This window comes from Mesorhizobium sp. M0028, assembly GCF_040323855.1.
Lineage (GTDB): Bacteria > Pseudomonadota > Alphaproteobacteria > Rhizobiales > Rhizobiaceae > Mesorhizobium.
In genome coordinates this window covers 1-10,909 of the sequence record NZ_JAMYVG010000044.1, presented here as the reverse complement: position 1 = coordinate 10,909, position 10,909 = coordinate 1, and the positions used below count along the sequence as shown (strand labels likewise).

Below are 10,909 nucleotides of genomic sequence, written 5' to 3'. Positions count from 1 at the left end.
ACAGCGCCCCGCCCCCCTGGGCGGGCGCTTTCCGTTTCCGCTACTTGCGATGGGCCGGGGCGCCCGGGAGCAGTCGCAGCGTGTAGAGCTTGATGAAGCCGATACATCCATTGGCCGCGGACTTGATGTACGTCTCGTCCATATGCCACTTGCTGCCGACCGTACGCTTGCGTCAGCTTCGGAGCTCTGGTCACTTCGCCCGTTCTAGCCGGCTGAGCGCCGCTTCCTAGCTTGCGGGCTAAGCAGATGGCGCGGCGGCGATGAGGCACCAGCGCGCGAATCCCCGCCAGCAGCAGCCGCTCCGCAGTGAGACCCAGCTTCGTTCCCGTCATCAAACTGCTCACGTTGAACGCCGGCGCGACTGGCTCCGGGCAGAGATCGATCCGAACTACCCTGGCGTCGCCTTCGGCCTTGCGACCGGGCTTGCTGCTCGCAGAAGCAGCGTCAGTCTTCGGTGCGCGAGTAGTCGGGCTTCAAGACGGTCAAGCGCTATCGGCGTCTGCCACCGAAGACGTCCGGCGTCGTGCGTGTACGGCGGAGGCTGAAATCTCAGGGATGGAAGGACCCAGCAGCCAATGCAGCGGTGTCCATCAGATTCCATATGACATGATTGTCATCGACGTGCTTTCATGATTGCTGGGGTCTATGTCACGTCGTCGCTTGCTACCCGAAAAGAATTTCCCGGGCTACGCATACCTGCCTGGCAAACATCCGCATCCGGTTCGCGACCCGCTGGGTCACAGTTACCAAAGCGACCCGATGACCGTTGTTGCCGTCGAGGAATCACTCAGCTCAAACGGGTTCCGATGGGGTATCGACCTGTTCAATCACGGTTATTACTGGGAAGCCCATGAGGCTTGGGAGCCTCTTTGGCACGCTGCGAAACAAAGCACTCAGCATCGCCTTTTGTTCAAGGGATTGATCCTGTTGGCGGCGGCCGGGGTGAAGATCCGCGAGGGAAAGCCGGTCGCTGCCGCGCGCCATGCGGCGAGAGCTGCAGCGCTTTTTCGTCGGGTGGCGCCTCTGCCGAGCCGGCCCTTTGAGGCCGCACTCGGAATGACACCTGCCGCGCTCGCGGTACACGCCGAAGCGGCCACAACTTTCCCGGCTGTTTTGCGAGAGCCGATGCCTGGCCAGCCTGAGCCCGTTTTCGATTTCATTCTCGCCCCTAAATCCGAGGGCGTCTGATAGGCAACCCCTACAGTACGGTTCAAGCCTCTTAGTTATTTGGGTGCACTGCCGACCTGTCATGGACAGTTCGACAAGGGCAGCTTCAATCCTGGCGCAGTTGACCTACGGCACAGCCCGGCGCTGGCGGAGCACCCATGGCAGGCGCCGCTTCCATCGTTCATCTCGCGGCAAAGCAACATCTTTCTGCCACCGCTTCTTCTTGCGGGTCCGTCTGCCTCCAGTCGGTGCGTTCGATGCCTTCGGAACCGGCGCTTCCTCAACCGTCGGCGGCTTAGGAAGCGATACGTCGGGCATGATCACGTCCTTGGCGTCGGGTACTGCTTCACCAACGGCGGCCATGGGCCGAGAACGGATATCTTCGCAAGGAACAATCGGCGCTTCAGCGATCGGACCTTCAGTCTCGCTTCCGCGATATCGTTCGTGATGGCGGCCAAGTCGATGCCGGCCCAGATTGAGTGTGGCCGCTTCACGAGCCAACGCTTCTGTTTGATCTCGACGACAAAGGGTCGCTGCTGCCTCATAGGCTCTCGGCAGACTCAGGAGAGTTGCGAATGTCGTCTAGGCCGATCGCACGCTTTCGTCCACCCGCCCCCACGCATTCTCCAACGGTTTTCCAAGACGTTGCTGTCGTCCAAGCCACGACTGAAGCGGCTAACCGCTGAGGCCGGGGCCCACGCTCCCGATCTCTTGTCCTGCTGTCAGCATGACCGCCATAACGACAATATCGCCCACGCAGTCGCCTTTATTAGGCCCATCGCGAAGCCGCAAAATATTCAAAATGCAATGAAGATGGCCGCCACCCTTGTCCATGCTCGCATGTTCCCGTGTAAATCGGACCCGTCCAATGCATTTTTTGAATCGGTCACCTGCGACTGATTATGCTGCTGATGGTCCGCATGCCGGATGTCATGGGTGGCCGGGCACGGATTGCGCTCCGCAAGCGGTCGGCAATCCCAAAGCTACACTTGGTGCACATCGCATCGGCTTTCCTCCACCGATCAACCCTTAGTGTGGGTTGAGAAGTCGCAAGAGGTGGCGCTGACCAGGCTTGTTCCGCAGCCCTCGTTGTCGTTGATCCAGACGCTGGGTGGTGAATGAGGAATCGCAGCAGCGATCACCCACAGGATACAGGTCAGCTTTGCTGCGCTCGATTTTGTCGATGATCAGATCGGCCCCCTTCTTCGCGAGAGTGGGCGCTCTAATCAGCCTAGAACGGCCTGATCCTGGTCAATCTCACGCGCGCCAACTGCCTCGCCGGATTGTAGAGCCTCTTGCGGGTGTTTTCTACAACAACCACCAGGGTCATCAAATCAAGCAGGAAGTCGTCGATCGCTTGGGCGGTTGTTCCTGACTCACCTTTGGACTGATCCCAGCAAAACGCACGCCCGATCGATCGCATCCGCGCTGGCCGCAGTGATTAACGCTCCGACTCCTCTTGACGATGGCGATCGTACGAGGTGCCGGCCCCCGACTCCTCATTGCAAGGTTCACCACGTGATGCGTTAGTTTCGTCTGCCTTTGCGACTGCCGCTTGGTCGCGGCCAGTCCACTGGCTGCACGATGCGCTTACCACGGCGTGTCGCTCCGGGCCTTCCGGTCTTTCGCATTTGCTGCGTTATACTATGAACGGCCCGGCATGATCGCCGAACCAGAACGTGTTGCAAACTTTACAAGGAATACGCACATGGCAACTGGAACCGTGAAGTGGTTCAACAGCACCAAGGGATTTGGATTTATCCAGCCCGACAATGGCGGTCAGGATGTTTTCGTCCACATTTCCGCTGTCGAACGCGCGGGCCTCTCGACCCTCAGATCAACTATGAGATCGAACAGGATCGCCGCACTGGCAAATCCTCCGCTGGCAGCCTCAGCAAAGCTGGCTGATTTTTCTCCTGCCCCCCGGCAAGAGCCGGGAGGACGCGGCAAGTCCGGATGTACTGACGGCCGCTCGACAAGAGCGGGCGAGAATAGGGCTCGGCGCAGCAGATTGCTGCAAGCGGACGCGCTTCTTGTGAAACGAGAATGTTTGCAGTTGAAGGCGGGCTGTCCCCGCCTTCTCGTATTCTGCGCAAATGCCGACGGCAGTTGCGCGCTCCAGAACGAACCTCGATTGCCGAAATTCTAACCTGCGACCTTCTTGCGGGTCCGCTTCGCCACTGCCGGCTCCGGCGCTTCCGGCGCTTTCGGTTTGCGGCCGAGCCCCATCGTCTTGGCCAAAGTCGAGCGCGCCGCGGCGTAGTTCGGCGCGACCATGGGATAATCCGCCGGCAGGCCCCATTTGGCGCGATATTCATCTGGCGTCAGCCCATGGTGGGTCGACAGATGGCGCTTTAGTGATTTGAATTTCTTGCCGTCTTCAAGGGAGATGATGTAGTCCGGTGTCACCGACTTCCTGATTGGGACAGCAGGCGTAAGCGCAACCGGCTTTTGTGCGGTGACGCCTGCGGCCGTGCCTTTCAGCGCCGCGTGCACTTGGCCGATCAGGGCAGGGAGATCCCCCACCGGGACCGGATTGTTGGAGACATAGGCTGAGACGACATCGGCGGTGAGCTCGATGAGGGTGTCAATGTTTTTTGCGGCTTCTTCTGTCATGAAACTCTCCAGGCGGCGTGAAACACAGTCGGCGAAGCGTCGCTTCATAGTGGCGGTCGCCGCTGAAAGCAAATACAGCCCGGCAGGACTATCGCGATGCTCGTCGGCACCGAGGACCATAGCGCTGCATCCGCCGTCGTGGGCGTGTTGATCTGCGCGCTGTCGGCCGGGCAAAACGAAGGGCCAAAGATGCTTTGCGCCACCCATGAAGCCCCAAGGTCGTCCTTGCGCAGCTCACGAAGCCCTCACGGACGCGGTAGCTAGTCTTCGGTTCTTGACTTTCGATTTGACCTGCGCCCCGGCCAGCGCGCCCTCGGCAGGCGCTACGAACTCGAATAAGGTGGTTGAACCGATGCTGAGCATCACGGTAATTCAAGCACAAGCTTTGCCTGTTAATCCTGTGGTCACAAACGACCTTGATGGCCAACAATGCGAAACCCGATGTGCGCGCCGCACGGTCTTGAGCTTTTTGCAATTCATCCCTCACCTGGGTCGAACCGGTCAGAAGATGCGCATATCGCCTCGAGCGGGCGCTTGCGGGTCATGATCGCGATGGTGTCTTAGCTACGATGTTTCCCATCCTTGGTTAGGCTGTCGAAAAGAACAATCGCTCTTCGATCACTTACTTCCGGAGCCCGATGTCATGATGAAATATCCAGACGTTAAACCAGGTCTTAAAGAAGAAGTGCCCTGGTCTGACAGCCTGACCAGCTACGACCGTCAGCACTTCACGACCTACCTGAGGCTCCTGGATGCAGGTGCCGACGAGGCAAGCTATGAGGAGATGGCGCAGGTCATCCTCGGCATCGATCCGGTGCAAGAGCCGGAGCGGGCCCGGAAAACTGTGCGAAGCCATCTCGATCGGGCGAACTGGATGGTGACGACCGGTTACAAGGAATTGTTCGCCGGATGAGGGCGAACAGGCGGCGACACGCTCCGCCTGTTCAGATGTGGTTACGGCGTCCGCGAAAAGAGCGGTCTCACGGTCGGGGCTGCGGGAATTAGGTTCAAATTGAAAGACCTCAGTTCTTTGCTCCATCATGACGATCGACCAGATGGCGGCGACCGGTGCGAGCACCAGACCCGCCACGCTGGACGACAGCAACACGAGGCCAACCAAACCCGAACCGCCAACATGAAAAGCCAACCATGCAGGCAGGACAATTCCGACGCCAACGATAACGAAAGAAGCCGATGAAAAAGCTATAAACAGCGGGTCTTTCGAATCGTCAAGCGAGACACTTTCCCGGCTCGCTTTCCGATGAAGATAGCGGTGAAGGAGAAGTCTTTCCGCAATGGGAAGCACAAGGCGCAGTGGTCGATGACGTTGCGTGAATATGCCAAGCCGCTGCACAAGAGGCCGATCGCCGAGATCGCGCGCGACGACGTGGTCGAGACGCTGAAGCCGATCTGGGAGAAGATACCAGAGACTGCTGACCGCCTCCGCATGTGCATTGCAGCAGTAATGGATCACGCGAAGGCGAGGCGGCTTTTATGTCGGCGACAACCCTGCCGACTGGCGGAGAGGCCTGAAGGATATGCTTCCGGCTCGACAGAAGCTCACGCGCGGCCATCACGCAACAGTCGGCTACAAGGAACTGCCTGCCATCATCAAGCGCCTACGAGCCGCCGCTGGCGTGTCAGCTAGGGCTGTGGAGTTCGCCGCATTGACCGCAGCGCGTTCCAGTGAGGTTCGCGGCGCAGTGTGGCCGGAGATCGACCTTGATGCGGCCTTGTGGACGGTACCCGCCGCAAAGATGAAGGCTGCGCGCGACCATGAGGTTCCGCTTTCCGAGCGCGCCGTGACAATCCTCCGCGCTACACAGCAGCAGTCGACCAGCGATCTGGTGTTCGAAGGTGGACGCGACGGAAGGCCAATCAGCGACACAGCGATGACGAAGGCGCTTAGGGCCGCTGGTGCGGGCGATGCGACCTTGCATGGTCTGCGCTCATCGTTCCGTGATTGGGCTGGCGATAGACCGATTACCCGCGCGATGTAGCCGCGGCGGCCTTGGCTCATGTGCTCAAGGACAAGACCGAAGCCGCATACAGACGTGGCACCGCGTCGCAAAAAAGACGCGGCTTGATGGTAGACTGGCACAGTATTGTGAAAATAAAGCCCGTTGACCATATCGACATTACAGGCGAAAACGCATATTGTTCTTCACCTTGGCTTACCTCGCCTAAGTTAACGGCGACCCGAATCCCTCTCTAAAGATTCAGAGTTTGAACGTGCCCCTTCGCACGTTGGATTTTCCGCACGCTCTTTTTGCGCCGGGTTGCACTGGGGATTCCGATGACAGCAAACGACAACCGACCGCGCCTGATCGCACCAAAAGACGCGGCGGCAGCCACGTCTCTTTCTCGTACACTATTGATTTTGATGGCCGAAGCCGGGGGGTTCCCGAAGCCCGTTTCGCTATCCGAACGACGTAGTGCATATATGCGTGCCGAGGTCGAAGAGTGGATTGATAAGCATATCGCCGCGAGCGCGGCAGCATGAGCCACAATGCCGAAACTGTTGCGAAATGTTTATGCTTTGGAAGGCTACCGAGAAGGCGTTCCTGCAGCATCTTCTGATCCGCTTGATAGAGGATGTTCCGGACTTCAATAGGGAAAAGTTCGCAACCGGCTTGCACCTACTGCAAGAGGAGTGGCCCATCGACCGAACAGACAAAGATCGAGAAGCGCAGGGCTTAGTCAGCATCCGCTTCCTTGGCGAATTGATTGAAATGACAGCAATGCGCATCGCTCGAGAGTGAGCACACTGACGGGCCGCGGCGTTTCTTCAAAAAACACCGCCGACCAACGGCGGCACTCCAAGACTGGACCGCTCCCCTTGAAAATCCTTGATGCCCGACCGGAGCCGCCAGGCTGCGGCAACGTCATTGCGCGCGTCGACGTAGCACTGAATGATGCCGTGAAAATCTATAATCTGAAGGTGTCCAAGCGACCCGATGGCGGCTTCGCCGTTTTCGCGCCGAACGCTCATGGTGGGCGCGTCGTCACGTTTTCTCGTTCTCTTGTTGCCGAAATTGCCAGCGCCGCTGTTGCCGCGCTCATGGAGCCGACGCCGAATGACCGCACCCACACTGAAGCAGAAAGGTTCCTCGACCTTATCAACAATGGCGACGCAGAGAGGCTGGCCAGTTTTCACTACGGCAATATGGCCAGGACAGGCGGATCGATCATGGTTGCGCCGGAAGACGTGGCCTGGGAACCACTACACGTTCAAGCGCGAACTGTTACAGCCGCGATCCGACAACGAACCTGCAGATATCAGTGAGGCCCTCCGCTGGTGCGTTGTGGTCGACAACATTCCAGAATGTGACGCCGACACGGCCGGGATTATTTACATCGAGAGAGAGACGCCCTTGATGAGAAAGTTCTTAGGGCGGCTATCAGCAATGTCGTCAAACCAGGTCATCTTGAAGCGGGACTTAGGAGGATTGTCGTTGTAAGTCTCGGCCGATTTGGAACACCGCATGAGCGCGCCAAGACCAAGTAAAAATTTTAGCATGATCGTCCTCCTTTCAATGGAGAAACCAATGCGGCGGGCAGATAGTTCCACAGGTCCGGAACAATGCTCACTAGCGCTCGTTGCCTCTGATCGATGGGCGAGGAGCGCGGAGATATGGCCGTGAAGAAAAAGAGCGACGATAGCCGCGTTAAGAAGGGCGCAGAACTTGAGGTAGAGCACCTTACCGAAGTCACGGACCTATCGGCCAAACAGGCGCGCACATTATTGCGGAAGCACGGCGCTGACTGGCAGAAGCTCAAGGACGAAGCCGAAGATTTAAAGGATGACGACTGACTACCCGTCCCGCGCATTGCGGAAACGGACTACCCGGCCTGGCCGGTTTCTCGAATTGGGATGACCACCCATGACAAAGACCACCCGCAAGGAAATACTAGAAGCAACAGACGCCTTCCTGAAGGCCAACCCGGCGGAGAAGCGCACCGCTGTACGGATTCGTTTTCGTGGCGGTCGGCCAGCTTGGAATTGGCTGAAAAAGCACGACGGGAAGGGGGCCGCCGCATTGTGGCTCATCGTTCGAGAGCGCCTTCCGCAGGCCGCCAACGACAACCTGCCCACTGACGCGGGACTGCATGTCGACCGGAGCCGAAAGGACGGCAGGCCAAGAGGGAAGAATCCAGATCCACGTTCGTTGGATGCCTGCATAGCGCTGCCGTCTGCCCAACCGCGGCTCGGCGATGCCGAACCGGAACCGGCACGAGCAGGCAACTGGGATACGGTGTCGCGAGGTGTCTCTATAAAATCGCAGGAGTGGATACATCCCGACGCAGTATTCACGTCGGCAACTTGCTTCAGCTTCCATCCTCCAGAGATCGCACCTGGCGCATTCTTTCTGGGTGCAATAGGCGGACTAGGCCAGCTTAAGTTGGGCAGGAGTCGTGGAGACGTACGGCTGGCTGGAACTGCCGATCCGATCACCCCACCGGCCAATATCGATACTGTCATCGAGGTCATCTTAGCAGGCGGCAATTGCTGAGGTCGGCAAGGCTTTCGGCGCTAAAGGCGGATATGCAGACCGTCGCGGAGGCGCTGAGCTATTGGCGGCTGGCAAGTGGGCGAAGTTGGCGGTGGCGAATGACAACCCGAGAATCAGGGCCGCTTAGGGACGTGTGCCAAATCGTGGCCCCAAAAACCTAAAGGGGCAACAGCAACGAATGGGGCGCTTCGGCGTCCCACCCGCTTTGGGCCCTACGCCTCGTCATCGTCAGGCGCAACCCGTCAATCTGGCACCAGAGGCGGGAATTATTGCGCGCGTTCCGGCCAGGCTGCGTGCGCTCACCGTCCAGCCTTCAGGGCTGCGACGGTGTTTTTTTTAAACCATCGCAATCACGAATTTCCAAACTCAAGGATCAAATATGCCTACAAGCCGTAGCCGCCATTGTGCGGCGTATCGGCTTCGATGAAGGGCGCGTGGGCGCGGTAGCCCGCATACTCACGGACGCCGCTGTTCTGCCGCCCGGTGCGCCTTGGACATCTCCAGATCTCAGCCCGCAAGACGTGGCGTCACTCATGCTTGGCGCGGCGCTGGACGTGCCTTTGCGTGCTGTTGTTGACGCGGTGCGCGATTACCGCGCCCTGCGCCGTGAAGGCGTTCCTGATGGCGCGCCATTTGCTATCAGTGTTGCCACAACTGGTGAAGAGCTAGACGTCCTGGCCGAGATCGCTGCAACTGGCTCGCCAGAGGCGAAAGCACGGGCAGCAAAGACCATCATCACCGTAGTCAATAGTTGGCCGGAAGTCGTGCCGATCGACCAGATCGACACCCGACGCTTCAACGCGGGCGCGCCAAGTCACTGGCAGGCCTCTCGCCATCGCAAATCTGTCGAAATCAATGCCGCCGCGCTTGTCGACGTCATCAATGAACTTTTTGGAGACCAGTAAAATGTCAAAAGCTGACCTTTCGTAATGCCCGAATTGACCGATGTCGACCCGGAATTCGCAAAACTCGAACGGCAACTTCAGGACCTAAACTCCCAAAAATGTTTGGCCGATCGCGAGCTTGCGAGCCCGCGTGAAGAACTGGCCGAAGCGCGCGGTCCGTCCATTCCGTCCAGCGTTGCAGCCCTGCTTGGTGATGAACCCGACTCGGCGACGGGAAAACGGCAGCGTGCCGCCGAACTGAGCAAGTTGGTCGGCGATCTTATGGTTGCCATTGACATCATTTCTAAACGTCTGCGGGAGCGTCGCGACATACGGCAGCCGTGCTGCTGTCGCGCGCCGCCGCATTGGAGGCCGCGATGGTGCCGCTTCGCGAGTTGGAACAGTTGCGCATAGATTTGGAAGCTCACGATGCATCAGGTCATTTTCAATGGCCGCACGGGAATCTTTCGCATTTTTCCAGCGCGTTCTGCGCGGCTGTGCGCAAGGGAGTGTGAGTATGGAACGGCGAGAATACGAAACCGCCACGGATAAGGGGCGCCCTGGTCAACGTCTGGTGAGACTGCCGGGCGATAAACAGCACACCAAGCGTGGTGACAGCGCAAAGGTCATCGCGCGCCGCATTGCGCTAGACAAAGCGGAGAAGCGCCTGCAGAGGCTGACGAATGGCTGAGTATCGGGCTACGCCATCCAATGGAGCCAACCCGCGACTATCGCGGGTCTCTTCGTTGAACAGTTTGCGCGCGGATCTTTCGACAACTCATTGCTCCACAATCCTGACGTGGCGGCTCTGTGGTCGCATGACAGCAGCCGGCCACTTGGGTGTGTTGGCCGCCGCGACAGCAAATATCGCAGCGGCCGGTCCACCCGCCGAGCAAGTCATATTCTTCCACCATGTAGCTCTTGATCTTCAGCCAACTGCCGTGCCGCCAACCGGCTTCCATGGATGCAGGTCAATTCACGATTTGCTGAAACGCGCTGTTTCCGCCCGGGTGGAGCTAGCCTGTCAGTTTAGTGAAGTCGTGGCGCCGCGCGCCAACATGTGCCAGCAAATTCGTTTCGTTTACGACCCCTGATTGAAAGAGATTCAGCGTGGTCGAGGCCAGAATCTGACCGTCTATCGAAGTGCTGTACCATTTAGCGTCGGCGGTTATCTGGTCGACAACCCGCTGGCAAATCGCCCGATCTTTAGGTTAAGGAACTGACTTTTCGGCGCTCGTAGCATCTCGATGCCTTTAAAGGGGAGTCACTTGTCTCCCAAGCGACACCCAGGCGTGGGTCTCCCGAGAATGGATACTAAACGCATCCAGGCCATTCGTTTGAGTGGTACGATGCGGGGCGTTGGCATCGGTGACGTGGTTGCGATCACGGCCGCGGTACGGAGGCGGTCACCGACGACCGTATCAGTGATACAACGCACTTCCTTAGCGGGCGGCCCAGCAGCTTGGGTTAGGGGGGCGGCCGCTGGGCCTGACCAGCGAGCGTTCGGGAATGCTCGACTGGCTGGTTAGTATATTAGATCAAGCTAATGTAATCGAACCATGCGAACGAAGTACGCGCGGCAAGAGGCTGGCACGCTTCACTTACCGCGCGCTCTTGCCTTGGGTTCTGGCGAGCTTTCGGACGGGTTTGCAGCCAATTTTGCAGATCGCCGATCTGTTACCCACAGGGACTTTTTCCTCGCCACCAATTCGTCACGATCGCCCTCAG

Annotated in this window: 16 protein-coding genes and 1 pseudogene; 16 read left to right on the top strand and 1 reads right to left on the bottom strand. The window is 58.6% G+C overall.

Annotated elements, in window-relative coordinates:
* Window positions 1–759 precede the first annotated feature (759 nt).
* Together NKJ93_RS33390 and NKJ93_RS33385 are read left to right on the top strand one after the other, a co-directional pair.
* Window positions 760–1,188, top strand: a complete 429-nt coding sequence (locus NKJ93_RS33390) for a DUF309 domain-containing protein (RefSeq protein ID WP_031195309.1) — start codon at window positions 760–762, stop codon at window positions 1,186–1,188.
* Window positions 1,189–2,875: 1,687 nt separating this feature from the next.
* Window positions 2,876–3,075: pseudogene (locus NKJ93_RS33385) on the top strand (cold-shock protein).
* Window positions 3,076–3,312: 237 nt separating this feature from the next.
* Here the strand turns inward: NKJ93_RS33385 and NKJ93_RS33380 are convergent.
* A complete protein-coding gene (locus tag NKJ93_RS33380) occupies window positions 3,313–3,783 on the bottom strand; it encodes a Ros/MucR family transcriptional regulator (RefSeq protein WP_031195311.1) in 471 nt (156 codons plus the stop codon).
* 646 nt (window positions 3,784–4,429) lie between these two features.
* Between NKJ93_RS33380 and NKJ93_RS33375 the strand changes: the two genes are divergently transcribed.
* The 14 genes from NKJ93_RS33375 to NKJ93_RS33310 form a co-directional block, all read left to right on the top strand.
* Window positions 4,430–4,696, top strand: a complete 267-nt coding sequence (locus NKJ93_RS33375) for a DNA -binding domain-containing protein (protein WP_031195313.1) — start codon at window positions 4,430–4,432, stop codon at window positions 4,694–4,696.
* 348 nt (window positions 4,697–5,044) lie between these two features.
* Entirely contained in the window at window positions 5,045–5,431 is a 387-nt protein-coding gene (locus tag NKJ93_RS33370; RefSeq protein WP_023722859.1) for a phage integrase central domain-containing protein, read from the top strand.
* Entirely contained in the window at window positions 5,322–5,783 is a 462-nt protein-coding gene (locus NKJ93_RS33365; protein ID WP_051409784.1) for a tyrosine-type recombinase/integrase, read from the top strand. Before NKJ93_RS33370 ends, NKJ93_RS33365 begins: the two co-directional genes overlap by 110 nt.
* A 296-nt stretch (window positions 5,784–6,079) precedes the next feature.
* Window positions 6,080–6,286, top strand: coding sequence for a helix-turn-helix transcriptional regulator (locus tag NKJ93_RS33360; protein WP_084643138.1), 207 nt, complete (start codon window positions 6,080–6,082; stop codon window positions 6,284–6,286).
* Between the two features lie 31 nt (window positions 6,287–6,317).
* The gene (locus tag NKJ93_RS33355) at window positions 6,318–6,545 is read left to right on the top strand and encodes a hypothetical protein (RefSeq protein ID WP_156948345.1); all 228 of its coding nucleotides are present in this window, start codon (window positions 6,318–6,320) and stop codon (window positions 6,543–6,545) included.
* 77 nt (window positions 6,546–6,622) lie between these two features.
* Window positions 6,623–7,069, top strand: coding sequence for a hypothetical protein (locus NKJ93_RS33350; RefSeq protein ID WP_156948347.1), 447 nt, complete (start codon window positions 6,623–6,625; stop codon window positions 7,067–7,069).
* A gap of 348 nt (window positions 7,070–7,417) precedes the next feature.
* A complete protein-coding gene (locus tag NKJ93_RS33345) occupies window positions 7,418–7,597 on the top strand; it encodes a hypothetical protein (RefSeq protein ID WP_031195317.1) in 180 nt (59 codons plus the stop codon).
* 70 nt (window positions 7,598–7,667) lie between these two features.
* Entirely contained in the window at window positions 7,668–8,297 is a 630-nt protein-coding gene (locus NKJ93_RS33340; protein WP_023722865.1) for a hypothetical protein, read from the top strand.
* 293 nt (window positions 8,298–8,590) lie between these two features.
* The gene (locus NKJ93_RS33335) at window positions 8,591–9,202 is read left to right on the top strand and encodes a hypothetical protein (RefSeq protein WP_352468039.1); all 612 of its coding nucleotides are present in this window, start codon (window positions 8,591–8,593) and stop codon (window positions 9,200–9,202) included.
* Window positions 9,203–9,226: 24 nt separating this feature from the next.
* Complete coding sequence (locus NKJ93_RS33330; protein ID WP_156948351.1) at window positions 9,227–9,595, top strand: hypothetical protein; 369 nt, start codon at window positions 9,227–9,229, stop codon at window positions 9,593–9,595.
* 34 nt (window positions 9,596–9,629) lie between these two features.
* Entirely contained in the window at window positions 9,630–9,872 is a 243-nt protein-coding gene (locus NKJ93_RS33325; RefSeq protein WP_023722868.1) for a hypothetical protein, read from the top strand.
* 15 nt (window positions 9,873–9,887) lie between these two features.
* A complete protein-coding gene (locus tag NKJ93_RS33320; protein ID WP_084643140.1) occupies window positions 9,888–10,106 on the top strand; it encodes an HK97 family phage prohead protease in 219 nt (72 codons plus the stop codon).
* On the top strand, window positions 10,000–10,275 hold the full coding sequence (locus tag NKJ93_RS33315) for a hypothetical protein (RefSeq protein WP_156948355.1): 276 nt from the start codon (window positions 10,000–10,002) through the stop codon (window positions 10,273–10,275). Before NKJ93_RS33320 ends, NKJ93_RS33315 begins: the two co-directional genes overlap by 107 nt.
* A gap of 415 nt (window positions 10,276–10,690) precedes the next feature.
* Window positions 10,691–10,909 (top strand): hypothetical protein (locus NKJ93_RS33310; protein WP_352516369.1); only part of this gene is annotated, 219 nt, incomplete at its 3' end.